We start from the raw sequence: 24,789 nt of genomic DNA, 5'->3' as shown, positions 1-24,789 counted from the left end.
GTTTTAAAATAAGATAAGTTGGAAATACAGAATTGGTTGTCTTCAATTCATTTTGCTGAAAGCAAGGCAAACATTGTGACCACCAAACCCGAAAGAATTTGAAAGAGCAACTCCTACTTGAGCGTCTCTTGCATTATTTGGTACATAATCAAGATCACAATCAGGATCTGGATTGACGTAGTTAATTGTAGGAGGGATAAAATTATGTGTCAAAGAAAGTATACAAGCTACAGCTTCTATACCTCCTGAACCTCCTAGGAGATGACCAGTCATCGACTTAGTAGAGCTTACAGGAATAAGGTAAGATCTGTCTTTAAATATTGATTTAATTGCAGAAGTTTCATTTTTGTCATTAGCTGATGTACTCGTTCCATGAGCATTTATGTAATCAACTTTTTCAAGGCTTAGAGAACTGTCTTCAATGGCTAGTTTGATAGCTTCTGCTCCTCCAACCCCACCTGGAGAGGGAGCAGTGATGTGATGAGCATCGCATGTTGTTCCATATCCAATAATTTCTGCATAGATTCTTGCATCCCTTTTTTGTGCATTTTCTAGAGTTTCTAAAATAAGAATTCCAGATCCTTCTCCAATAACAAATCCATCTCTTTCTGCATCAAAAGGTCTACTCGCTGTTTCAGGACTTTCATTTCTGAAGGAAAGAGCTTTAGCACTGGCAAAACCAGCTACTCCAAGAGGAGTAATACTTGCTTCTGCCCCTCCACAGATCATTGCATCTGCTTTCCCGAGTTGGAGCAATCTAAAAGAATCTCCAATTGCATTAGAACCGGCAGCGCAAGCAGTGGAAACAGAAGAGCTTGGTCCTTTTGCGCCTAAAGCAATGGCAGCTAGTCCAGTTGCCATATTGGGTATCATCATTGGAACTGTAAATGGACTTACTCTTTTTGGTCCTTTATGACTCAGTATCTGAGCTTGGCTTTCCATTGTTAGTAAGCCTCCAACTCCCGAGCCAATAATTACTCCAATTCTTGAAGCATTAGCTTCAGTAATTTCAAGTCCAGAATCATTAAAGGCTTGCTTTGCAGCAATAACACCAAACTGTGAAAAACGATCCCACCTTTTTGATTCTTTAGCTTCAATAAAATTGTCAGTTTGAAGGTTTTTAACTTCTGCTGCAAATTTGCAAGGATGTTCTACTGGATCAAAGAGAGTAATTCCTGAGACCCCATTCATTCCCTTTTGAAGACTGAGTAAATATTCATCAATGTTGTTACCAATTGGAGTTACTGCTCCGATACCAGTAATAACTACTCGATGGAGATTTCGCATTCTTGATTAACCTTTTTTTTCTTCGATGAATTTAACTGCATCGCCAACTGTTGCGATTCCTTCAGCTGCTTCATCAGGGATTTCAATATCAAATGCTTCTTCTAGAGCCATCACTAATTCAACGGTATCTAGAGAATCTGCACCCAAATCATTTTGGAAATTGGAGTCTGATTTTACTTCTCCTGCTTCAACGCTTAATTGCTCTGAAACAATAGAACAGACTTTTTCGAGGATTTCTTCTGACATAGTTTATGGAAATTACTAATTATCTATAAGATTTTATGCCCTAGAGTTAACAAGAGTGAAGCATATCTTAATTTTTTTAATTTCTTTGTAAGACAATAGTATTATATAACGAGGTTCAAAAGACAATTTTTACATGTCACACGCAGTTAAAATTTATGACACTTGCATTGGATGCACCCAATGTGTAAGGGCTTGCCCACTTGATGTTTTAGAGATGGTCCCTTGGGATGGCTGCAAAGCTGGCCAAATTGCATCATCCCCTAGAACTGAAGATTGTGTAGGTTGTAAAAGATGTGAAACGGCTTGTCCTACAGACTTCTTAAGTATTCGTGTTTATTTGGGAGATGAAACGTCTAGAAGTATGGGCTTAGCGTACTAACTTATAGTGCAGTTTCAAGAGAGTCCATACATTCAGAAATAAGTTTTTTTTTTCAATATAATTGAAAAAAAAAAATTTCGTATGTGTGGGATAGTTGCTGTAACTGGTTATAAAAAAGCTTTACCAATATTGATTAATGGTTTAGAAAAACTTGAATATAGAGGCTATGATTCCTCAGGTATTGCAATTATAAATTCAGAAACAAATTCTATAACTTGTAACAAAGCAGAGGGGAAACTTAAGAATTTAATAAGTAATCTTAATGATCAGAATATTCCGGGAACTGTGGGTATAGGACATACTCGTTGGGCAACTCATGGAAAACCTGAACTTAAAAATGCTCATCCCCATACTGATAGTGCGGGAACCATAGCAGTTGTTCAAAATGGCATTATTGAAAATTTTCAAGATTTAAAAAATAAATTAGAAAAAGAGGGTATTAGTTTTAATTCCGATACAGATACCGAGGTCATTCCCCATTTAATTGAAAGAGAATTAAATACATTAAGTAAACTTAATCTTGAGAATAATGGTTCAACATTATTAGTAGCTGTGAGAAATGTAATATCTGATCTAGAAGGATCTTATGCTTTGGCAGTTTTATGGGCTGAAGCTCCAACCTCTCTTGTAGTTGCAAGAAGGCAAGCACCTTTGATTATTGGTTTGGGTGAAGGAGAATTTATTTGTGCGAGTGATACTCCAGCTATTGCAAACTTTACAAATATTATTTTGCCTATGGAAGATGAGGAAATAGCTTTATTAACCCCTCTTGGGATCGAAATATATGACTCAAACAACGAAAGACAATATAGAAATCCAGTCTCTTTAAAAGTCTCAGAGCAAATAATGGATAAGATGAATTTCAAACACTACATGTTAAAAGAGATATATGATCAGCCTGGCACTGCAAAAAACTGGTTAGAAAATTACTTAATCAAAAACTTAGAAAATGGTCAATATCAAATCAAATATCCTTTTGATACGAAGTTTTTAAAATCAATTGAGAGAATAGAAATTATCGCTTGTGGCACAAGTAAACATGCTGCAATGGTGGGAAGCTTTTTATTAGAACAATTTGCAGGTATACCTGCAAATGTCTTTTACGCAAGCGAATTTCGATATTCACCACCTCCACTTCTCCCAAATACATTAACGATTGGCGTCACACAATCTGGAGAAACTGCTGACACAATTGCAGCACTCGATATGGAAATTAAAAGACGGTCTTCAATTGATGATAAAAAATTTAAACCCAATCTTATTGCAATAACAAATAGAAAAGAAAGCTCGATAGGAAGGCAGATCCCAAATATAATTGATATCTGTGCAGGAATAGAAGTGGGAGTTGCGGCAACAAAAACTTTTTTTGCACAATTACTTTCTTTTTATGGATTAGCTATAAAATTTGCGCATATTAAATGCAGTCGAAGTTCAAATGAAATAGATAAATTAATAACAGAATTATTAAAATTGCCACCAATAATAGAAGATCTCTTAGAGAAACATAATAAATCATCAGAAAAGTTAGCACATGATTTTTTTAATATCAAAGATGTCATATTTTTAGGGAGAGGTATAAATTATCCTATTGCTCTTGAAGGAGCTCTAAAATTAAAGGAAATAAGTTATATTCATGCAGCTGGATATCCAGCTGGAGAAATGAAGCATGGTCCAATAGCTTTGTTAGATAAAAAAGTACCTGTAATTTCTATTGCCTCCTCTGGCGAAGTTTTTGATAAAGTAATTAGTAATGCTCAAGAAGCAAAAGCAAGAAATTCATATTTGATTGGGATAGCTCCTGAAATTAATGGAACTGAAATCTTTGATTATTTAATGCAAATTCCTTCCTCTAATGAATGGATTTCCCCTTTACTTAATATAATACCTTTGCAATTATTGAGTTACCATATCGCAGCTCATAGAGGACTTGACGTAGATCAACCAAGAAATTTAGCTAAAAGTGTAACAGTGGAATGATTAATCTTTTTTAGATTTATAGCTCTAACAGCCCCTTTGGAGGATTGATGATTAGAAAGTTATTTTTAATATCTACTACTGGGACTATTTCTTTGACAAATGGTATGAGAACTTTTTTTTGATTTTTAAATAGTTCAATAACAAGTAAATTGTTTTTCTCATTTTCTAAATTAGTAACTTTCCCAATTATTAATTCATCATTTTCTACAGTCTTGACTTGTAAATTTATAAGTTCTAATAAATGGTATTCCTCTTTTTTTAATTTAGGAAGTTTATTTGTTTTTACAAGAATTTTATATTTTTTCAGTTGCTCTGCATTATTTCTATTATTTATCCCTTGGAATTTAATGATAAAAGTTTCTTTCCCAGGTTGTTTAAAACCAGAGATGAGTTCTATCTCTGAAGGAGGTTCATTTTCTTTTTGTAACCATCTCATTCCTGGTTTTAAAAATCTTTCTTCAAAATCACTTAAAGATTTAACCTTTACTTGTCCCTTAATTCCATGACATGATGTTATCAATCCAACAACTAACCATTCATTTTTATCTATCATAAATTGTATTAATAGTAATTTATGGAATTATCAACTAAACCAATACTCCCTGGCTCTTTTGTTATTGTAAAAGATGCCAACTCCATATATAGAGGATATAAAGGCTTCGTACAGCGAGTTACAAAAAAAAGAGCTGCTGTTCTGTTTGAAGGGGGTAACTGGGATAAACTCATAACTTTTCAGCTAATTAATTTAGAAATAGTATAAAAATTAGATTTTACCTGTAGTTATAAATTTTTCTATCAAAATTCTAGCTGCATTTGTCTCTGCTTCCTTATGAGATTTTCCAAATGCAGAAGATTCTTTTAATCCTTCGATAAATATTTCGCAACAAAATCTTTTTGGGTCGCCATTTTTATTAGATACTTCAATTATTTTATAAACTGGCAAATCGTAACCTTTACTTTGACACCACTCTTGTAATACAGTCTTAGATTTGAATTTATATGGAGCTTTTAAAAAAATTTCTGAATCTTTCTCCCAAATATCATCTAGCCATAGATTTACTTCCTTAATAGAATTAAAGCACTTATAAAGGGCACCGATTAAAGCTTCTGTAGCTTCACAAATAATAGTGTTTTTTGAATTTTCATCACCTAGAGCTTTAGGGCCTTTAATTATAAGTTCCTCTATACCAATTTTTTTGCCTAATTTAGTTAACCATTCATCACTTACGATTTGTGCTCTTAGCTCTGATCTTTCTCCTACACTCATTTGAGGATATTTTTTTTCAATAAAAATAGACGCAGCTAATCTGAGTACTGCATCCCCAAAGAATTCTAAGTTTTCGTAATTTATTATTTTGTCATTTGAGGAATGGATTAATGCTTGATTAAAATCTTGAATCACTGAAATATTTTGTTTTTGAATTATCTCAGAAAATCTTTTTGATTTAATTTTTAAGTACTTTAAAAAAGTAACTATTTGATTTATCCTCTTTTCGTTAATTGTATTTTTCATATGATTTTAATAATCGCATCAATTGGAAAGCAGGTCATAAGCCGGGTTCTGTTCATCTTAACTAAGATGGGCAATCATCTATCTAGGGCTGGAATTACTTCACAGTCTCAAGCGGCACTTAAAAGTAGATCTTGTAATGGTCATAAATCTACTAAGCCTTGCACCCTGCCGGGGTTTACCTAGCCAACACTTCTCAATGTTGCTGGTGCGCTCTTACCGCACCATTGCACCCTTGCCATACTAAAAGTATTAGGCGGTATGTTTCTGTGGCACTATCCTCACGGTTACCCGCACTGGGAATTACCCAGCAAGCCTGACCATGTGGGAGCCCGGACTTTCCTCAAAAAAGTTTTATTTTGGAAACAAAATAAAACTTTTTTGCGATTGCCTCTCCTGCTTTCATTTAGCATAGTGCTTAATACCCCAAAAATCATCTATGGGGCTGTAGCTCAGCAGGATAGAGCAACGGTTTCCTAAACCGTAGGTCGTGGGTTCGACTCCCACCAGTCCCGTTTAAGTAATAAACTATATGTAGTATGTGTGCAAATTTCCTACTCTCTAGCTAGCGTATAATTAGTAATAAATCTTTTATGGCTAAGTTGCATGATATGCGTTTAAAGCTCTTAATTCAACAAGAGCACGAACGCATTTCTAAATCTCAACCTAATGATGTAGATCTTTCAATAGTTCAAGCAAGATGCTTATGCTGGCTTGCTTTATTGGCAGAAGCTCATGAAGATCAAGCAAATGATGCTGAAAAAAGAGGAGATGCTGAACAAGCAATGGGATGGTTTGCCGATTCTATGAGATTAAGAGACGTAATAAACTTGGTTACTAGTATTGAGATACCTTTGCCAGATAGTCCAGATTCACCAGATGAAAATGACGAATTATTGGATGGACCTACAATTATGCCCAAATAGTGGGATGATATAGAAAGAGTTATATTTTCTTTTGACTGAAGAACCCTGTCAATGCTCTGATTGTCAGAGATTTTATAAAGAGCATGATCGTTTGATTAGAGAATTCCCTACTTTTAAGCAGCAACAAGAATTAAATTGGACATCAATTCAATCTTTTAGAACTCTCTGTAATAAAATGACTAGTGAATTACAGAGACAATTATCTGAAAGAGAATCTAATGAAAATATAAGTTCTGTAGAAAAACATATTTCTGATAGAGAAATTGCTGAAGCTTTAGATGAACTTGAAATTGTTAATGCTTATTTATATTCAATTGAAGCATTAATGGAAAGAATTTTTGATACAAAAATTTCAAATAATATTGAATTAAAATTCAAAGAAATTGCAAACGAACTTGCACCAGACCCCTTAAACGTTGATAGATTAATTTTGAACAGGTTATTTCATCAAACTCCAGATTTTCCAGATAAGAAAAATTTTAATTAGATAATTCTTCGACATCGCAAGTAATCTCTACGGGCATTGGAGAGACTTTCCAAATTGATTTGCAGTATTCTCTTATAGATCTATCTGATGAAAAATAACCTGATCTTGCTGTATTTAATAATGCCATTTTATTCCAAGAATTTTTATTATTCCAGCATTTACTAACTTCATCCTGCTTATTTAAGTAATCTTGGAAGTCAGCCATTACAAAGAATGGGTCATGTCCGGTCAAGCTATTTAATAAGGGTTTAAATAATTCTTTATCACCGTTACTAAAGTGCCCAATTTCTATTAGGCGTATCACCTCTTTAAGCTCTGGACAATTCTCAATAAAAGTATTGGGCAAGTAATTATTGTTTTTTAAATCCATAATTTCACTTTCAGTTTTCCCAAAAAGGAAGAAATTTTCCTTATTCACAAGATCCCTTAATTCTACATTAGCTCCATCTAAGGTTCCAATAGTCAGTGCACCATTCATGGCAAACTTCATATTTCCAGTACCAGAAGCTTCTTTTCCTGCAGTTGAAATTTGTTCTGATAGATCTGTGGCAGGATAAACTATTTCACCAAGCTTTACATTATAGTCTGGCAAAAAAACAACCCTTAATAGACCATCCATATCTGGATCTGAATTAACTACATCAGCAATACCATTAATGAATCGAATCATAAGTTTTGCCATAAAGTAACCAGGGGCAGCTTTACCTCCAAAGATTATTGTTCTTGGTACTTCATATTTGTTTGTGCCATTCTTTATTCTTAGATATTGAGCAATAATTTGTAAGGCATTTAAATGTTGTCTTTTATATTGATGAATTCTTTTTACTTGAACATCAAATAAACTTGATGGATCTACAAGTATGCTTGTTTTTGAATGGATAAAGCTAGCTAATTTTCGTTTACCATTTAATTTAGTTTCCTCAAATTTTTGTAAAAAATTGGCATCGTCTTTTTTCCCTTCTAACTTTTTCAAAAGTTCCATATTAGTTATCCAATCAGGACCTACTTCTTTTTCTAAAAGGTCAGATAAAGATGGGTTTGAGAGGGCGACCCATCTTCTTGGAGTAACTCCATTAGTAACATTTGTAAATTTTTCAGGCCATAATTTTGCAAATTCAGGGAGAAGCTGTCTTTTTATGAGATCTGAGTGAAGAGTCGCAACCCCATTTATATGATGTGCTCCAATTGTAGCTAAGTGTGCCATTCTTACTGATTTTGATCCTTCTTCATCAATAATTGAGAGTTTTTGAAGAATTTTGTCATCACCAGGATAACGTAGCCTTAATTGTTGTAAAAAACGCCAATTAATTTCATAAATAATTTCTAGATGGCGAGGAAGAAGATCATTAAATAAACTTAAATCCCATTTTTCTAAAGCCTCTGGAAGTAAGGTGTGGTTGGTATATGCAACCGATGATGTTGTTATGTTCCAAGCTTTATCCCAACCTATTTGATATTGGTCAATAAGAAGTCGCATTAATTCTGCGACAGCAATAGCTGGATGGGTATCGTTTAATTGGACTGTCCAATGTAGAGGAAATTCAGTTATTGGTATTGATCTTTTTTCAAGGCTTCTCAACATATCCTGAAGAGAGCAACTTACGAAAAAGTGTTGTTGTTTGAGTCTTAATCTTCTACCTTCATCGGTTCCATCGTTTGGATATAGAACTTTTGAAAGAGTTTCAGATGCAACTTTTTCTTCTACTGCTCCATAGTAATCACCAATGTTGAAGGCATAAAAGTCAAAACTTTCTGTCGCATCAGCTCTCCATAATCTTAATCTGTCACATGTATTTACCCTATATCCCAGGACTGGAACATCATGAGGAACTCCAATTGCGTGTTCTGAAGGTATCCATCTTGATCTATAGTTTCCCTTGTCATCTCTATAACTTTCAGTTCTTCCTCCAAAACCCACAAAACATGATTCGTCAGGTTGTGGAAGTTCCCATGGCCATCCTCCTTTAAGCCATTTATCTGTCACTTCAACTTGCCAACCATCTCTAATTAATTGATTGAATATTCCAAATTCATAGCGAATACCATATCCCACAGCTGGTACTTGTAAGGATGCTAATGATTCCATATAACATGCTGCAAGTCTGCCAAGTCCGCCATTTCCTAATCCTGGCTCTTCTTCTACTTCAAGAATTGTTGACAATGATTCAATCCCAAATCTCTTTAAAGCATCTTCTGCTTCTTGAGTTATGCCAAGATTGAGGAGGTTATTACTTAATTGAGGACCTATTAGAAATTCCGCTGATAAGTAAGCTACTGTTTTTTGTGGTTTTTTTCTTATGGCTTCTTGGCTGGCTAAATATCTTGTCATTAGCCTGTCTTTAACTGCGTAACTTAATGCCATATACAAGTCATGAGGACTTGCAGAAGTTGCTAATTTCCCAAGAGTATAAAATAAATGAGCCGTCATTCCTTGAAAAACAGCATCCGAATCCATGCCAGCTTTCTCAGGATCTAAGTAGCAACCAGGAGTAGGCAAGCGTAGATCTAAGGGTTCGTTGGAATTCATTGGATTAGCCATATTTAAGACAATAGCCATTTTTTAGAAAATTTCTTTGTAGTAACTTCAGATCCACACTTGTTGAGTATTTTTGCTTTTTTTTTACATATTTCTTAAAGTGGGCCCTCAATAAACTATCTTCCAATTATGTAGTTTATTTTTTCTCGAATTTCATATGTATTCTTTACTTGCTGAATTAAGTGCGCATGATTTAGAAGTTGCTGAAACGTTGATCGGAGTTATAAGATTTCTACTGATCTTTTTATCAGCAAGAGCATTAGCAGAAGTATTAGTAAGATTAAGTTTACCAACGATTGTAGGTGAGCTTCTGGCAGGGGTTGTAATAGGGGCTTCAGGATTCCATTTATTGATACCGCCCTCAGCTGGAACTGAACTAAATGAGGGACTTGTAAATGTTATTAGTTCATTGGCTTCAATTCCTCCGGAAGCAGTACCTGATGTTTATTTCGAAAGTTTTCCATCTCTCCAAGCAGTCGCAACACTTGGTTTATATGCACTTTTATTTTTAACAGGATTAGAAAGTGAGTTAGAGGAATTGGTAGCTGTCGGTGCGCAGGCTTTTACTGTTGCTATGGCTGGGGTAATTTTACCGTTTGCTTTTGGAACTCTTGGATTAATGTTTATTTTCCAAGTAGATCTAATTCCAGCAGTTTTTGCTGGTGCATCTATGACAGCCACAAGTATAGGAATTACTGCTAGTGTTTTCGGTGAATTAGGATATTTAAAAACTAGAGAAGGGCAAATTGTTATTGGCGCAGCAGTGCTAGATGATATTTTGGGAATTGTTATTCTGGCAGTTGTTGTGGCTCTTGCTGCAGGAGGTTCTTTAGAAATTGCTCCTATTATTAAATTAGTTGCGGCAGCAGTAGTATTTGTTATTGCTGCTATTGCATTAAGTCGAACAGCAGCCCCAGGATTTGATTGGTTATTAGATAGATTAAAAGCTCCTGGAGCTGTAGTAGTGGCTTCTTTTGTAATACTTGTATTATGTTGTTTTGTCGCAACAGCCATTGGATTGGAAGCAGCTTTAGGTGCTTTTGCAGCTGGATTAATTCTTAGTAGTTCTAAAAATAATCATGCAATACAACAATCTGTTTTACCTTTAGTTTCCTTATTCGCAACTATTTTCTTTGTATTAGTTGGAGCTGGAATGGATTTATCAGTTATCAATCCACTTGATCCAACAAGTAGATCAGCTCTTGTAGTTGCAGGATTTTTATTAGTTGTTGCAATTATTGGAAAAATTGCAGCCGGATGGGTATTTTCAATTGATAAACCTACAAATAGATTAGTTGTAGGTTTGGGTATGATGCCTAGAGGAGAGGTTGGTTTAATTTTCCTTGGGCTAGGAACAAGCGCTAAGTTGTTAACTCCTTCTCTTGAGGCAGCTATTTTATTAATGGTTATTGGAACTACTTTTCTTGCACCTGTTCTCTTGAGAATTGTTCTAAAAGATAAGCCCCCAAATGATGGTAATAAAATTTCAGATGATGTTGCAGCTGATCCTGTTGGTCTTCTTTAGGAAATAAGTTTATTAGAATCAAACTACATAATATTTTCAATAAATGGAAAAATCAGCTTTGATAGATAGTGATGTAAATTATGATTGGAATTTTTTAAATTACCCCATACATACTGTTTCTGCTAAGCCTGAGCAAATATCAAAAGAATGTGCAATTTTATTAATTCATGGTTTCGGGGCTTCTACGGATCATTGGAGATTCAATATTCCTATTTTGAGTAACAAATACGAAGTTCACGCTATGGACCTACTGGGTTTTGGAAAAAGTCCTAAGCCTCAAGATGTTGAATACTCAGGATCTTTATGGAAAGATCAGGTTGTCGCTTATGTAAAAGAGAAAATAAAAAAACCTACAATTGTTGTTGGAAATTCATTAGGTGGTTATGCAGCATTAGCAGCTGGTTCAGAATTAAATGAGCTAAACGCAGGAGTGATATTACTTAATGCTGCAGGATATTTTAGTGAAGAAAAAACTATCAAAAAGAATATGTTGCAAACTTCAATTGAAACAGTTGCAGGCATATTTTTGAAAAATGTTGTTCTTCAACGTTTAATTTTTGAGAACATGAGAAATCCTAAAAATATTAAAAAAACTTTGAATCAAGTTTATGTTGACAAAAAAAATGTTGATGATTTTTTAGTTGAGTCAATAAGAAAGCCTTCGCTAGATTACGGAGCTTTTAATGTTTTTAGAAGTGTATTTAACCCATCAGGTCCTCAGGGATTGCCGTTGGATAAGTTATTCGCAAAACTCGATTCACCATTATTACTGCTCTGGGGAAGCAAAGATCCTTGGATGAACACTCCAAAAAAAAGAAATTTATATAATAAATTTACACCAAAGAATACAAAAGAAATCATTCTAGATGCTGGGCATTGTCCTCATGATGAAATACCTGAATTAGTTAATCAGCATATTTTGGATTGGGTTGATTCTCTCTAAGTAAAAATTATTGTGCAAACTAAATTATCTAATAAAGACAATGGAATTTTTGTCTTTCAATTAGATCAAAATAACTATATTAAATTTTGTCCTCAAAGAGGAGGTGTTATTACAAATTGGGTTTCGGATGGTAAAGAGATACTTTATTTCGATGAAAAAAGATTTATGGATAAAACAAAAAGTATTAGGGGAGGCATTCCAATCTTGTTCCCAATTTGTGGAAATCTCAATACCTCTAGTTCAGTATTTGGAAAAGATTATATGCAATTAACTCAACATGGTTTTGCTAGGGATTTGCAATGGCAATACTGTTTTAACGAAAATGAAAAATCTTTATGCTTATTTTTAAATGAATCTAAAAAAACCAAAAAATATTATCCTTTCGATTTCGAATTAAAAATAGAAGTTATCTTAAATATTAACTGTTTAGAATTTGAAATTAAGATTTATAATAAAACAGACACTGCAATGCCTATAAATTTTGGATTGCATCCTTATTTTAATGTTTCAGATTTCAAGAATTTAGAGTTTATTGATATTCCACTTAATTGTCAGAATCAAGAAAAAAACGTCATAAGTAATACTTTGGATGAATTAAACAATATTAAGTTAGGAGTTGATCTTCTTATGTATACATCCGGTAGGAGCTCTTTTCGAGATAGAGTTTTCAAAAGACAGGTAACTTTAAATCATCCATATCCTTTTGATCTAGGAGTGATTTGGAGTGATCCTCCAAGAAGAATGATATGTTTTGAACCTTGGACTAGTCCCCGAAATTCTTTTGTTGATGGTTTCAGAAACATTATGATTCCTTCAAATTATAGTCAAAGGTTTGATGCCTCAATACAAATAAAATCTCTTAATTAATTATGTAATACTGATGAAATTTGTTGTTATTGATGATGATCCAACAGGCTCTCAAACTGTACATGATTGCTTATTACTTCTTAAGTGGGACTGCTCAACTTTAGTCAAAGGTTTTGAATCTAAATCTAATTTATTTTTTATTTTGGCTAATACAAGGTCACTTTCGGAAAATGATGCGCAATTAACTATAGAGGAAATTTGCAAAAATCTTAAGACCGTCATGGCTTCTCATTCTTATGAAGAAGAAATTATTTTTATAAGTAGAGGAGACTCTACTCTTCGAGGACATAATTTTATAGAGCCAAGTGCCCTAAATAGTTGCTTAGGTCCTTTTGATGCTACTTTTCATATTCCAGCTTTTATAGAGGGTAAAAGATTAACAATTAATGGATCACACTTTGTTGATAAAACCCCTATCAATCAAACAATTTTTGCAAGAGATAAAATTTTTGGATATGAGACAAGTAATGTCAAGAATCTTTTATTTAAGAAGAGTAAATCGCAAATAAATTTTGAAGATATTCAAAATCTTTTATTGTCAGATATAGAAATTCTGAATGATGAAGAAAATAACATTGTTTTTAAAACATTAAAGAACTTGAAGAATAATAAACATGTAATTGTAGATGTAGAAAATTATTCTCAACTAAAAAAATTTTCTTTAGTAATTAAAAAATTAACTAAACAAAAAAAATTCCTTTTTCGAACTGCAGCAAGTTTTATAAGTTCAATTTCTGAGAAAAAAAGCGCCTCTCAGGGGAAAACATTTTTCTCTAATTTAAGAATAAGAAATAAAGAAAATAGTTTTCTTCCAGGATTGATAATTGTTGGATCCTATGTGGAACTTTCAACGATACAATTGAAAAATTTATTAGAGATAAGTAATTGCAGCCCAATTGAATTAGATGTTTTTGAATTCTTTAAAATTAATTCATCAGACAATAATCAGGAGCTAAAGAATTACTTTAAAAACAAATTTTTGAGAGAAATTAGACTTTCTTTTGATCAAGGAAAAACTCCTGTATTGTTTACTTCAAGAAAAATTTTGTCCTTAGATTACTCTGAACAATTTAATTTGTATAATTCACTTGCTTTTTTTATTGCTGAATTAGTCGCAGATTTGAAGTATGAGATAGGATATTTGATTTCAAAAGGTGGAATAACAACAAATGTGATTCTTAGTAATGGACTTAATGCAGATTATGTTTATCTTGAGGGACAGATTCTAACAGGCATTTCTGTAGTGACTTACAACTTAAAAAATGATGAAAAGCTTCCTATAGTTACACATCCTGGAAACATTGGCACTAAAGATTCATTAGTCAATATATGGAAAGTTTTTGAAAATAAAAATAATTTTTAAATTTAGAATTTTGAGATAATTTCTTTAGCAAAACTACTGCAGGATAATGGTTCTACTTTGGGTTCCATTAAACGTGCTAGATCATAGGTGACTTTTTTTTTCTCTATTGCCTTACTTAAACCGTTAGTAATTAAGTTAGCGGCTTCATCCCAACCAAAATATTCAAGCATCATAACACCACTCAGAATTACTGAACCTGGATTAATTTTATTTAATCCTGCGTGTTTTGGCGCAGTACCATGCGTTGCTTCAAAAATTGCTGCATTATCACCAATATTCGCACCAGGAGCCATACCAAGTCCACCAACTATTGCCGCAGCTGCATCAGAAACATAGTCGCCATTAAGATTTAATGTTGCAAGAATTGAATATTCTTGAGGTCTAGTTTGAATTTGTTGAAATATACTATCAGCTATCCGATCATCAACAAGAATTAGTTCTTTCCATTTACCATCTCCATGGGAATGAGAGATTGAGGAAATAACTTCTCTAATTTCTTCGCAGATTAATGCCTTTTTATTTTTAGTAAGTTTGTCAAAACCTGGTTCGATTTTTTGTGCATTATTCTCAACTGTAATTTCTGGATTTTTCTGAATATTATCTAAAATCCAGCTTTCTCTTTCCGTAATGCAGTCTTCTCTAAATTCATTCACTGCCAATTCATATCCCCAATCTCTAAAAGCACCTTCTGTATACTTCATAATATTACCTTTATGTACAAGAGTTACATGTCTTTTATCTCTTGCTAACCTTTTTGCATGTTCAATAGCCTTTCTAATATGCCTTTGGCTACCTATTTTACTGACTGGTTTTATTCCAATTCCAGACCCCTTTGGAATTGATCTATTTTTTAAATTTTTACTATTTGGTATTACAACGTTATTTAAGTGATTAATTAATTCAATACAATTATGATCTTCAGCCTCCCATTCAATTCCCATGTAGATGTCCTCAGTATTTTCTCTATAAACAATAACGTCTAAATTTTGAGGGTTTTTGTGAGGGCTTGGAGTTCCTGTATAATATCTACATGGTCTAACACAGCTATATAAATCAAAGATTTGTCTTAATGCAACATTAAGTGATCTAATACCTCCTCCTATTGGAGTTGTTAAAGGACCTTTGATGGCCACACCGAAGTGTTTAATTGCTTCAATAGTATCTTGAGGGAGATAGTTATATGTTCCATAAATTTCACAAGCTTCATCCCCTGCATAGACTTTAAACCAATTAATTTTTCTTTGATCTCCATAGCTTTTTTTTATCGCTGCATCAAGAACAAGTTGAGTCGCTGGCCATATATCAACTCCAGTTCCATCACCCCTAATAAATGGGACAATTGGATTATTAGGAACATTAGGCTTGCCTTCATTAAAAGTTATTATCTCTCCTTCATTAGGTAAATTTAATTTTTCAAATTTTGGCATAGCATTGAATTAATAACTAAGATAACTCATTTAAGTTCTTCGTATTGTAATTTGCGATGAGTTATTTTCTTTAAAAGCTAGAAATTTATTATTCAAATGTGAATAGGGAATACTTTATTGATCAGCATATCAACATCTTTATTAAAAGAAAAAGTAGTTAATAAGCAAGTTAAATGAAATTATGTCATTTTCAAAAAAAACACTTAGCTATTTATGAATGCGAGTTCAAACGTAAGTAATGTTGAAATAGCTAATAAAATTGCTTCCACTGCAGTGTTGTTTCGGAAATATTTTCCAGATGCCAGCGTAAACTTTAGTCCCTGGGAAAATTCAAACAATGAATCTATGCAAGATAGCATTGACTTTGCGTTTCATTTCCCTGGTTGGAGTCCTCTCATTGAATGTAGAGCAATACTTTTACAATTAAGAATTGAAAATGATGACAATAACAGAGTCCCAAAATTGTTAGGAATAATAATGAGAGGTATGATTGTACCCTCCGAGAGATGGAGAGTAGCGACTATCGGCCACTGGGAAGTGACTGGTACTCATTTACCGCAAAAGGAACAGAAAGATAATCTTTTTTTGGTTTGTAAAGAACTTTATAAGTTATTCTCTACAACATCCGCTGGTAACAAAAATTAGCTGTTTTATGTATTTTCCTTGTAGATTAAATACACTTAAAAAATTAATTCAAAATAAATGACAGTCGCTCTTGCAGGACAACTAAGAGAAGGGACAAAAAAATCCCATACCATGGCCGAAAATACTGGTTTTGTGGCTTGTTTTTTAAAAGGAGTTGTTGAAAAAAAATCTTATAGAAAATTAATTAGTGATTTATATTTTGTTTATGAGGCTATGGAAGAAGAAATTGAAAGATTAGTTTCCGAGGAACATCCCGTAATAAAACCTATTGGTTTTAAATCTTTATTCAGAAAAGAAACCCTTGAAAATGATCTTAAATTTTATTTTGGTGATAATTGGAAGAATGAAATTAATATTTCTCAATCAGCAAAAGAATACGTTGAAAGAATCCGTGAGGTTGCAAAAAATTCACCGGAGTTGTTGGTTGGTCACCACTACACGCGCTATATAGGAGATTTATCTGGTGGTCAAATTTTAAAAAGGATTGCTAAAAAAGCATTAAATTTGCAGGGAAATGATGGTTTAAATTTTTATGAATTTGAATTAATTACTGACGAAAAGAAATTCAAGGAAGAATACTCCCTTACTTTGAATCAACTTCCAATAAATCAAAAAACTGCTGATCAAATTATTGATGAAGCTAATCAAGCTTTTACTTATAATATGAAAATGTTTAAGGAGCTTGAAGGCAACTTGATTGCTGTTTTAGGCAAGATTGTATTCAATTACATTACAAAAAAAGTTAGGAAAGGAAGCACTGAGACCTAGTATTTATGTTTGATTCATTAGTTGATTTCCTTAAAACCAATATTGATGAATTAAATGGTCATGAAGTGCAAATATCTAGCGAATTCAAAGAACATCAGAATGAAGACTCAAAATATATTATTAAGAATTGGCTTTTTTCATCTCCCGAATATAGAAAATGGCGAATAACTAGATTAGACGGTGGCAAAAAACTGCAAGTGTTTAATACAGTTGCATATCCAAATTTTGATAGTGAAGTGCCTATTCTAGGAGCGGATATTTTATGGTTTGGAGCTTCTCAAAAGTTATTAGCAATCCTTGATTATCAACCTTTAATTCAAGAATGCAAGTATCTTGAAAAATATTGTTCAAGTTTAGGTATTATTAAGAAAAAATATTCTGCATTTGATAATAATAAAATGAAGAATATCTATGATGCAAAAAAGTATTTCTCCCCATGGGTGATTATATGTAGAGGAAATAAATTAAACCTTGATAGAGATTTAAATAATATATTCCATTCATTTGTAAATAATTATTTGAATATCTATAAATTGAATCCTGTTAATCAATTTTTAAATACTGAACAAATAAAGATTAATCAAATTAAATACGATAAGTACAGTTTTGAAAAAGACCCTGCGGATAAATTGTTTAAATCTTTTTTTGGTGACAAATGGACAAAACAATTTATTAATAAATTTCTTTTTACACTAAATAATGAAATTATTCATTGAATGTTAATCCAAGATACTATTTTTTATAGACCAGATTGGAGATGGCATAATTTTCTAAAATATTTAATTAATAATTTAAGTAAATATAATTGTTTAGAAAAAATAATACCCTCCGAATATTCTTATAAAGATTCAAATTATGGTTCAAAAAAATCAAAAAAAAATGTGAATCTTTCTACTTGGGGTGTAAAGCATAAAAAAAGAATTCAATTTGCAAGAGCAGTTTGTATTAACAGTCCAAATTATTCTGTTTTAAATTTTTTAATTATTCCAAATACTATGTATAACGTACCATTTTTTGGAGTAGATTTTGTTTCCTTACCTAATAGTCATTTATTAGTATTAGATTTCCAGCCTTCATTAAAAATACAAAATCAATATAATAATGATTTATTAGAAAAACTTATAAAACTCAAAACTCATTGTCATTCATCACTCCCATTAGCTGAAAAAATGTCTTCAGATGTAGCGAGATTCTTTTCTCCAGGAGTAATCTGGTCAAAATTGCCAAAAGATGAAAGGAGTGATTCTTTAATTGCTAATCAGCTGTATAAATCATTTAAGGAATATCTAACTTTGTATTTGGAAATTCTTTTTGAAAGTAAGGAAGCTAATACGGAACTGCAAAAAGAATTAATAAATGGTCAAAAAAATTACTTGAAATATAGAAGAGATAACGATCCAGCAAGGCCAATGTTATCGAGTTTGTTTGGCAAGGAATTTACTGAATCTTTAATTAAAGAAGTTTTATTTACTACTTAAAAGTCTTATAGTTAACTAAATTTGAAATAATATGAAAAAAATTTCTGTACTTTTTGTATGTTTGGGAAATATTTGCAGGTCTCCTGCTGCAGAAGCTATTTTTATAAGTCTCATTGAAAAGAATGGATTAACTGATGGCTTTATTGTAGATTCTGCTGGAACTGGGAGTTGGCATATTGGAAAAAAAGCTGATTCGAGAATGAGAATTGCAGCATCAAGAAGAGATCTAAATATCTTGAGCAGGGCTCGTCAAATTACTAGTAAAGATTTTGACCAATTTAACTATATTCTTGCGATGGACGACTCAAATTTTAGAAATATTCAAGATCTTAAAAATAGAACAACTTCAACTGATTTTTCATCAATTAATAAAATACAAAATTTCAGATCAGTTTTTAATGAGCAAGAAGTTCCAGACCCATATTTTGGAGGTGATGAGGGCTTTGATTATGTTCTTGATATTTTAGAAGACTCTGTAAGTGGCTTCTTGGCAAGTATTTCTTGAATTTATTGGATCTGAATCTCTTTAGGAATCTTGTCATTATAAAGATCAATAATTTTATCTACTACCTCATGAATTGAATATTCATCCGTAACGATTTCTATTGCGTCATTCGCTTTTAATAAAGGTGAAATTTCCCTATTAGAGTCTTCAAAATCTCTTTTCTTTATAAGTTCCTTTAATATATGAAGATCTATTTCTTGTGAGTCTTTATTTTTTTTGTCAGATCTTCTTCTTTTTGCTCTTTCATCGATGCTTGCAGTTAAAAATATTTTAAGTTCTGCATGAGGAAAAACAGTAGTTCCTATATCTCTGCCCTCAGCAACAAGTCCGCCTGTTTCCCCAATTTTTCTTTGTTCTTCTACTAAGAATTTTCTTACTTCTTTAATTGAGGAAATTTTAGAAACGATGGAACTTATCTCTTGCGACCTAATTTCTTCAGTAACACAGTAGTTATTAATAAAAACATCCTGGTGTGAATTTTCATTTGACTTGAACACAATAGAAATATTTTTAAGAACATTTTGTAATTTTTTTTCTTTTTTATAATCAATATTTTCTTTTATTAAGAGCCAACTCAATGCCCTATACATTGCACCAGTATCTAAATATAAAAGTTGAAGTTTCTTGGCTATTAACTTTGTTACGGTACTTTTACCTGAACCTGCAGGGCCATCAATTGCAATAATCGGTCTTCTTTTCATTAGAAAAACGTGATCAATTAATCTTGTCTCTCCACATCTTATCGCACCAGCCAGTAAAGAAATATTATCCTCAATTCTTGCTTTTTGGAGGGTATGAGGGTGTAAATGTTCTAAATATTCGATTGAAATTTTTTTTGCTGACAGCTTTTTAATTATTTCTTTTACACTGATCTTTTTTTCTTCTTGAAAAGTTTTTTTTGCTAATAATAATTCTTTTGAAAAAAATCTAATTAATTTTCTTTCGTTTTTTGATAAATGTAAATTACGAGAACTTAAAGGAATTCCATCAAAATCTCTTTGTGTAGGAATAGATTTGATAGTAACATTTAATTTCTTTGTTAGGACAAGATTTTTTAAAATTAAGAGTTGTTGCCAATCTTTTTCTCCTAAATAAAGATTTTTTGGCTTGATGAGATTAATTAATCTATAAACTACAGTGCAAACTCCATCAAAATGTCCAATTCGATTTAATCCACATAATTGAGAAGATAATTCTGCAGAAGCTTTCAGGAATGTAATATTTCTATTATTTGGCGGATACATATCTTCAGTACTGGGGATGAAGATGGCATCTGCACCATTTGCAAAAGTGATATTAATATCATTATCAATTGTTTTAGGGTAATTCTCTAAATCTGACTTGTCATCAAATTGAAGTGGATTAACAAAAATACTTACTAAATTAACATTGGAATTTTCATTTTTAGCTGTTGATATTAGTTTTGTATGTCCATTATGAAGATTACCCATTGTTGGAATGAAATTAATATCACTATTTATATTTTTTCTCCAATTTTTTATTTCTTCTGTTTTCCTTATAATTACTTTCTTCACTTTGTTTTTTTAAAATAAATCTATTTGATAAATAATTACTGGACAAAAGCAATCTTAGTAGGAATATCTATATAGAGAGAGTCTATCATTTTTATTTTATGGATTACAAAACATCAGGCGTTGATATAGAAGCTGGTCGAGAATTTGTTTCCGAAATTAAACAGGCAGTTGAAGGAACGCATACATCTAATGTGATTGAAGGTATTGGTGGGTTTGGAGGTTTATTTAGAATTCCTATAGATAGTTTTAAAAAACCAGTTCTAGTTTCAGGAACCGATGGCGTTGGAACGAAATTAGAATTAGCCCAAAGTGAAAATTTTCACTTTGAGGTTGGGATTGATTTGGTTGCGATGTGCATGAACGATATTATTACTAGCGGCGCAAGACCTTTATTTTTTCTTGATTATATTGCTACTGGCAAGCTTGATAAGAAAAAATTATTGCAGGTTGTTCAAGGCATTTCATATGCCTGTGTAAAAAATAAATGTTCATTACTAGGTGGGGAAACTGCTGAAATGCCTGGATTTTATTCAAAGAATAAATATGATTTAGCTGGATTTTGTGTAGGAATAGTTGATGAGGACAAGCTTATTAATGGTAAAAAAGTATCAGAAGATGACTTAATAATTGCTTTAAAAAGTAATGGAATCCATAGTAACGGCTTTAGTTTAGTAAGAAAAATTATTCAAAATAATAATCAAATAGATAAAGAATTCGAAAAAGTTTCTCACTTAAATTTTTATGATGAGTTATTAAAACCTACAAAAATCTACAATAATGTTATTAATCAAATGTTAAATGAAAATATAGAAATTAAAGCTATGTCTCACATTACTGGTGGAGGCATTCCAGAGAATCTACCAAGATGCATACCCTCTCATTTTATTCCCTATATCGATACTAAATCTTGGGAAATTCCTACTTTATTTAAATTTTTAAAAGAAAAAGGGATGATTCCTGAAAAAGATTTCTGGAATACTTTTAATCTTGGAGTCGGATTTTGTTTAATTATTGATAAACAATTTAAAGATTCAATATTAAATATTTGTAAAGATCATCAAATCGATAGTTGGGAGATTGGACAGATAGTACGAAAAAAAGATTCAAAAGTTAGTAAATTTTTGCCTGAAATTTTAACTTAAATTTTTTATCTTATTTCTAAAATGAATTTAAAAATTTTTTTTTATACACAAATGAAAAAGTTAGGTGTAATATAATAAAATTAGCACCGAATTATATCGGAAGTTTAAGTATTAAGATTTAACCTTTAATTCAATGCCTTTTGCAAATAATCAAAGAATTACACGTAGACGTAGTTCAGCTGGTCCTACACCTCCCAAAAGACCTATAGGTAATAATTCTGAATTTAGTGGAAGACAAGCTCAGGGTCCAAGACCTACTTTTTTGACACTGAGGGATCATGGGAAGGTGTTTGTTGCTGATTTGCCTAATTTGTCCGATGGTCAATTAGCTCATATTAGTAAAGAAGCTAATGAGGTTTTAAATAGTTTGGAAAAAAGGCTGAGTGATCTTGAGAATGAGCCTAACGTTATTAACCCTGAAAACGATACGCTGATAAAAGCTTCTACTAAAAGAGATGTCACACTTAGATTTATTAAATCCATAGAAGAAGAACAAGAACATAGAAAGAATAATCCTGCTTTGAGAGATGCTGCTTCTGAATCTTTACCTAGAACTTTTCTTGAGGTTGCTAGACATAGATTGCCAGGTGCTACTTTTGATTCACTACTTAGAGAGGCTCTTGAAGCATGCGCAGTTGATGAGAGTGCTGAAGAAAATCAAATTATTGATGAGCCTAAAGAAACTGTAAAAATCATGGACATACCCTCTTCCAACACAAATGCTTCACTTGTTGTTAGTATTGACTCAAGTGATGACTCCAAGAATGGCTCTATTTGATTCAAGAAAAGGGTTTATAAGTTTAAAGGTTCAAAATAGTTCAAAAATTAATGTTCCTCTAAAGAAAGATACGATTTTGTGTAATCATTGTAAAAGGACATCATCAAATGGTGTTAGATGTCTAGGAATGTGTGTCGCAGATAATGATTACTAAAATAGTTCAGCAATATATAGAAAATAATCTGGTGATAATAAATAAATTCATTTAATGTTTTTTATACATGAATATATCAAGTTAATATTTATCTACAATTAAGAAAGGTTATTTTTCTACATATAAATAAGTGATTGTAACTTTTTAGATAATGAGTGCATAAGACTTGAAGTGGGCAAACAAATTTCCTCATATTTTATTTTTCAGAACCTCAAAATATTGAAAAAACAAAACAGTATGTAAAAGTAAAATAGTTTAATAATATTTATTTTTGAGTGACTAATCTTTTCTCCAAAAATATTCCATTAGAAAATACTCGTTACCTTTTAGAGATTGATGGTTTAAGAGCATTTTAGTAGGAGCTGTTATTATCAATCACTTCAACAAAGAAATATTTCCCAAGGGATACCTTGGAGTTGATATATTTTTTGTTATCTAAGGATTTGTAATAACATCATCTCTTTATAAAAGATCAAGTAAAAACTTGCAGGATTTCATTAGTGGATTTTATGAAAAAAGAATAAAACGATTAGTACCAGCACTTTCAATAAATTTATTTACATTCAGCATTTCCTATCCCTGCGCCTAAAACTGCCCCTAAAGGAATAGTCCAACCATATGCATCTCGTTTTGATAAAGATGCTGCAAGTCCACCTCCAATCAATCCACCTAAAGTTTTACTAGTAGTGCATTTTGGAGCAGGTTTATATTTTACATATGAAGTTTGGGGTTCAGGTTTGTGATGATAATAATTAAATACTTTTCGATGATTATTGCATGGGATAGAAACTTTCTCGTTATAAGATTTGACATAACCAGGCGACATTGAATTGCCTGGAATATATTGTTCCCTGTACTCATAACGGAAACACTTGTTTTCGTATGCGTATCCTTTTTGTGACTCATATGCTTCACGATTACTGCGATCTCCAATGCTCTCATAAGCATTTACTGGAAGAGATGAACCAAATATAAGAATTGCGATAAATGTTTTCATTTTAAAAATTAAGATATTTTCAGCAACTCACTCACACATGTCAACATTAAATTATTTATTTAAAATTTAAAGTTTCAATATTATTCTTTGTCAACTGTCACATGTGACAGTTGCTCTCACAATGATTAAAAATAGATAATTTTCTTCAAAGAAATTTGAATTCTCTTCAGAAATACTTTTTCTCATATGAGAGGTGTTAGGTGAACTTATGGGATAATATTAAAAAAGGGAAAAAGTTCGATTAACCTATCACTCACCTACCGCTAAAAACGCTTTGAAATTTAATAATAGATATTCTAAACTCAAGTTTTTGGAAGGGGTTACAGCGAATCTTTTAACCCAAATAATAAAGGTTGCACCCAGATTCGAATTGGGGTATTAATACTAAAAAACAAGACTTTATCTGCAGTTTCAGCGATAATAATTAACAACTAACCGCCCACTAACCGCACATAAAGGTTATTTTTAGTGCTTATTTTTGCTCTTGATTAACTTTTTCGTCAGGAATTTCGGGAGGTAAATGATATTAACTGGCACCTCTAAAGTGTTCCCCTAATGAATAGTTGAGGAAACCTTGAATCAGGAATACAATAGATTGAAGAAAATACAGGAGGATCAACAACAATAATGACAAAAGATTTTGACGATACAAATTGGAAGCAAGAAATATTAGGGAGTTTGGAGTTTAACCAATCCAAGTTTGCTAGTAAGTTTCTCAAAAATGGACCAAAATCATTTATGCAGAGTATCTATCTTGGTTATCTCTACACCAGATGGAAAAAATTGAAAGGATATGACAAGTTTGATCCAAAAGAAAATACAGGGCAAATGCAATCATCATTAAAAGAGTTTTGGAAGAGAACCAAATCAAGATAATTGAAAAGTTCGATATGTAGATTTTCAAAAAAGATCTCACACAGTTGAAGTGCAAATTGCTATGCGTTATAAAAGAATTGAGAACTTAAGTGAGCCTCTCCAAAGCAATTTTCACAAACTAAGAATGTCATTGTTAAATAAATTCTCGATTCAAGATATCATACTCTCAAGCAAAGAGGCATATGAAAAGGAACTCAATAACAAAGGTGTGGGTTCAGATATAGGAAAATCATTATTTAATAAATTCTCGATTAAAGATTTCATACTCTCAAGCAAAGAGGCATATCAAAAGGAACTCAATAACAAAGGTGTGGGTTCAGATATAGGAAAGTCATTATTTAATAAATTCTCGATTAAAGATTTCATACTCTCAAGCAAAGAGGCATATCAAAAGGAACTCAATAACAAAGGTGTGGGTTCAGATATAGGAAAGTAATT

At 32.1% G+C, this 24,789-nt stretch carries 27 protein-coding genes, 1 tRNA gene and 1 other RNA gene; 20 read left to right on the top strand and 9 right to left on the bottom strand.

All coding sequences use genetic code 11. From position 1 onward, the window contains the following. Positions 1 to 42 precede the first annotated feature (42 nt). The gene (fabF, locus tag EU92_RS08540) at positions 43 to 1,287 is read right to left on the bottom strand and encodes a beta-ketoacyl-ACP synthase II (RefSeq protein ID WP_032513586.1); all 1,245 of its coding nucleotides are present in this window, start codon (positions 1,285 to 1,287) and stop codon (positions 43 to 45) included. 6 nt (positions 1,288 to 1,293) lie between these two features. Further along, complete coding sequence (acpP, locus tag EU92_RS08545) at positions 1,294 to 1,533, bottom strand: acyl carrier protein (protein WP_032513584.1); 240 nt, start codon at positions 1,531 to 1,533, stop codon at positions 1,294 to 1,296. Between the two features lie 133 nt (positions 1,534 to 1,666). Between acpP and psaC the strand changes: the two genes are divergently transcribed. Continuing rightward, positions 1,667 to 1,912 (top strand): photosystem I iron-sulfur center protein PsaC, encoded by a 246-nt coding sequence (gene psaC, locus EU92_RS0108670; protein ID WP_007099573.1) that lies wholly within the window; start codon positions 1,667 to 1,669, stop codon positions 1,910 to 1,912. An 81-nt stretch (positions 1,913 to 1,993) separates the two neighbouring features. Continuing rightward, positions 1,994 to 3,889: a glutamine--fructose-6-phosphate transaminase (isomerizing) gene (glmS, locus tag EU92_RS08550; protein ID WP_032513583.1), complete on the top strand. Its 1,896-nt coding sequence runs from the start codon at positions 1,994 to 1,996 to the stop codon at positions 3,887 to 3,889. Between the two features lie 16 nt (positions 3,890 to 3,905). Here the strand turns inward: glmS and rimM are convergent, their stop codons facing one another. After that, a complete protein-coding gene (gene rimM / locus EU92_RS08555; protein ID WP_032513581.1) occupies positions 3,906 to 4,442 on the bottom strand; it encodes a ribosome maturation factor RimM in 537 nt (178 codons plus the stop codon). A gap of 21 nt (positions 4,443 to 4,463) precedes the next feature. Here rimM and EU92_RS08560 point away from each other — a divergent pair, with 21 nt between their 5' ends. Then, the gene (locus tag EU92_RS08560) at positions 4,464 to 4,649 is read left to right on the top strand and encodes an NAD(P)H dehydrogenase subunit NdhS (RefSeq protein WP_032513579.1); all 186 of its coding nucleotides are present in this window, start codon (positions 4,464 to 4,466) and stop codon (positions 4,647 to 4,649) included. A 3-nt stretch (positions 4,650 to 4,652) separates the two neighbouring features. Here EU92_RS08560 and EU92_RS08565 read toward each other — a convergent pair whose 3' ends face one another. Both EU92_RS08565 and rnpB read right to left on the bottom strand, forming a co-directional pair. Beyond that, positions 4,653 to 5,402, bottom strand: a complete 750-nt coding sequence (locus EU92_RS08565; RefSeq protein ID WP_032513577.1) for a ribonuclease III family protein — start codon at positions 5,400 to 5,402, stop codon at positions 4,653 to 4,655. Between the two features lie 21 nt (positions 5,403 to 5,423). Beyond that, positions 5,424 to 5,803, bottom strand: an RNA gene (gene rnpB / locus EU92_RS09365) — RNase P RNA component class A. Positions 5,804 to 5,840: 37 nt separating this feature from the next. On the opposite strand from rnpB, the gene EU92_RS08570 reads away from it, so the two are divergent. The 3 genes from EU92_RS08570 (at position 5,841) to EU92_RS08580 (ending at position 6,812) form a co-directional block, all read left to right on the top strand. After that, a tRNA-Arg gene (locus tag EU92_RS08570) sits at positions 5,841 to 5,914 on the top strand. Positions 5,915 to 5,992: 78 nt separating this feature from the next. Then, positions 5,993 to 6,325 carry a hypothetical protein gene (locus tag EU92_RS08575; RefSeq protein WP_032513574.1) on the top strand — a complete coding sequence of 111 codons (333 nt, stop codon included), beginning with the start codon at positions 5,993 to 5,995 and terminating at the stop codon, positions 6,323 to 6,325. A gap of 31 nt (positions 6,326 to 6,356) precedes the next feature. Further along, the gene (locus EU92_RS08580) at positions 6,357 to 6,812 is read left to right on the top strand and encodes a hypothetical protein (RefSeq protein WP_032513573.1); all 456 of its coding nucleotides are present in this window, start codon (positions 6,357 to 6,359) and stop codon (positions 6,810 to 6,812) included. Here EU92_RS08580 and EU92_RS08585 read toward each other — a convergent pair. Then, the gene (locus EU92_RS08585; RefSeq protein ID WP_080727633.1) at positions 6,805 to 9,351 is read right to left on the bottom strand and encodes a glycogen/starch/alpha-glucan phosphorylase; all 2,547 of its coding nucleotides are present in this window, start codon (positions 9,349 to 9,351) and stop codon (positions 6,805 to 6,807) included. The two genes, EU92_RS08580 and EU92_RS08585, sit on opposite strands and share 8 nt — an antisense overlap. Before the next feature lie 154 nt (positions 9,352 to 9,505). On the opposite strand from EU92_RS08585, the gene EU92_RS08590 reads away from it, so the two are divergent. From EU92_RS08590 to EU92_RS08605, 4 genes are read left to right on the top strand one after another with little or no spacing between them, the layout of a single operon-like run. Further along, positions 9,506 to 10,873: a cation:proton antiporter gene (locus tag EU92_RS08590; protein ID WP_032513571.1), complete on the top strand. Its 1,368-nt coding sequence runs from the start codon at positions 9,506 to 9,508 to the stop codon at positions 10,871 to 10,873. A gap of 43 nt (positions 10,874 to 10,916) precedes the next feature. Then, positions 10,917 to 11,816: an alpha/beta fold hydrolase gene (locus EU92_RS08595; RefSeq protein WP_032513570.1), complete on the top strand. Its 900-nt coding sequence runs from the start codon at positions 10,917 to 10,919 to the stop codon at positions 11,814 to 11,816. A 12-nt stretch (positions 11,817 to 11,828) separates the two neighbouring features. Next, positions 11,829 to 12,683 carry a galactose mutarotase gene (locus EU92_RS08600; protein WP_032513569.1) on the top strand — a complete coding sequence of 285 codons (855 nt, stop codon included), beginning with the start codon at positions 11,829 to 11,831 and terminating at the stop codon, positions 12,681 to 12,683. A gap of 13 nt (positions 12,684 to 12,696) precedes the next feature. Next, positions 12,697 to 14,046, top strand: coding sequence for a four-carbon acid sugar kinase family protein (locus EU92_RS08605; protein WP_032513567.1), 1,350 nt, complete (start codon positions 12,697 to 12,699; stop codon positions 14,044 to 14,046). Between the two features lie 2 nt (positions 14,047 to 14,048). On the opposite strand, the gene EU92_RS08610 is transcribed toward EU92_RS08605, so the two are convergent. After that, the gene (locus tag EU92_RS08610; protein WP_032513566.1) at positions 14,049 to 15,473 is read right to left on the bottom strand and encodes an NADP-dependent isocitrate dehydrogenase; all 1,425 of its coding nucleotides are present in this window, start codon (positions 15,471 to 15,473) and stop codon (positions 14,049 to 14,051) included. Between the two features lie 213 nt (positions 15,474 to 15,686). Here EU92_RS08610 and EU92_RS08615 point away from each other — a divergent pair, with 213 nt between their 5' ends. From EU92_RS08615 to EU92_RS08635, 5 genes are read left to right on the top strand one after another with little or no spacing between them, the layout of a single operon-like run. Continuing rightward, the gene (locus EU92_RS08615) at positions 15,687 to 16,118 is read left to right on the top strand and encodes a hypothetical protein (RefSeq protein ID WP_032513565.1); all 432 of its coding nucleotides are present in this window, start codon (positions 15,687 to 15,689) and stop codon (positions 16,116 to 16,118) included. A 57-nt stretch (positions 16,119 to 16,175) separates the two neighbouring features. After that, a complete protein-coding gene (locus EU92_RS08620) occupies positions 16,176 to 16,886 on the top strand; it encodes a heme oxygenase (biliverdin-producing) (RefSeq protein WP_032513564.1) in 711 nt (236 codons plus the stop codon). A gap of 5 nt (positions 16,887 to 16,891) precedes the next feature. Then, a complete protein-coding gene (locus EU92_RS08625; protein WP_032513563.1) occupies positions 16,892 to 17,602 on the top strand; it encodes a 15,16-dihydrobiliverdin:ferredoxin oxidoreductase in 711 nt (236 codons plus the stop codon). Next, positions 17,603 to 18,364, top strand: a complete 762-nt coding sequence (locus EU92_RS08630) for a phycoerythrobilin:ferredoxin oxidoreductase (RefSeq protein WP_032513562.1) — start codon at positions 17,603 to 17,605, stop codon at positions 18,362 to 18,364. A gap of 31 nt (positions 18,365 to 18,395) precedes the next feature. Continuing rightward, complete coding sequence (locus EU92_RS08635) at positions 18,396 to 18,869, top strand: low molecular weight protein-tyrosine-phosphatase (RefSeq protein ID WP_032513560.1); 474 nt, start codon at positions 18,396 to 18,398, stop codon at positions 18,867 to 18,869. Between the two features lie 2 nt (positions 18,870 to 18,871). Here EU92_RS08635 and EU92_RS08640 read toward each other — a convergent pair whose 3' ends face one another. Then, complete coding sequence (locus EU92_RS08640) at positions 18,872 to 20,404, bottom strand: bifunctional pantoate--beta-alanine ligase/(d)CMP kinase (protein ID WP_032523497.1); 1,533 nt, start codon at positions 20,402 to 20,404, stop codon at positions 18,872 to 18,874. Between the two features lie 98 nt (positions 20,405 to 20,502). On the opposite strand from EU92_RS08640, the gene purM reads away from it, so the two are divergent. From purM to EU92_RS09750, 3 genes are all read left to right on the top strand, one after another. Next, positions 20,503 to 21,546 carry a phosphoribosylformylglycinamidine cyclo-ligase gene (gene purM / locus EU92_RS08645; RefSeq protein ID WP_032513557.1) on the top strand — a complete coding sequence of 348 codons (1,044 nt, stop codon included), beginning with the start codon at positions 20,503 to 20,505 and terminating at the stop codon, positions 21,544 to 21,546. Positions 21,547 to 21,679: 133 nt separating this feature from the next. Further along, complete coding sequence (locus EU92_RS08650; RefSeq protein WP_032513556.1) at positions 21,680 to 22,324, top strand: hypothetical protein; 645 nt, start codon at positions 21,680 to 21,682, stop codon at positions 22,322 to 22,324. Further along, on the top strand, positions 22,311 to 22,478 hold the full coding sequence (locus EU92_RS09750) for a hypothetical protein (protein WP_193741738.1): 168 nt from the start codon (positions 22,311 to 22,313) through the stop codon (positions 22,476 to 22,478). The genes EU92_RS08650 and EU92_RS09750 overlap by 14 nt, the downstream gene beginning before the upstream one ends. Before the next feature lie 553 nt (positions 22,479 to 23,031). Here the strand turns inward: EU92_RS09750 and EU92_RS0108665 are convergent. Beyond that, complete coding sequence (locus tag EU92_RS0108665; RefSeq protein WP_032513554.1) at positions 23,032 to 23,475, bottom strand: hypothetical protein; 444 nt, start codon at positions 23,473 to 23,475, stop codon at positions 23,032 to 23,034. Positions 23,476 to 24,102: 627 nt separating this feature from the next. Between EU92_RS0108665 and EU92_RS08655 the strand changes: the two genes are divergently transcribed. Both EU92_RS08655 and EU92_RS08660 read left to right on the top strand, forming a co-directional pair. Then, positions 24,103 to 24,351, top strand: coding sequence for a hypothetical protein (locus EU92_RS08655; protein WP_032513553.1), 249 nt, complete (start codon positions 24,103 to 24,105; stop codon positions 24,349 to 24,351). A 61-nt stretch (positions 24,352 to 24,412) separates the two neighbouring features. After that, positions 24,413 to 24,787 (top strand): hypothetical protein, encoded by a 375-nt coding sequence (locus tag EU92_RS08660; protein WP_241432548.1) that lies wholly within the window; start codon positions 24,413 to 24,415, stop codon positions 24,785 to 24,787. Positions 24,788 to 24,789 lie beyond the last annotated feature (2 nt).

It is taken from the genome of Prochlorococcus marinus str. MIT 9107 (assembly GCF_000759855.1).
Lineage (GTDB): Bacteria > Cyanobacteriota > Cyanobacteriia > PCC-6307 > Cyanobiaceae > Prochlorococcus_A > Prochlorococcus_A marinus_N.
The sequence above is the reverse complement of the archived record's forward strand: the minus strand, read 5'-3'. Positions and strand labels throughout refer to the sequence as shown.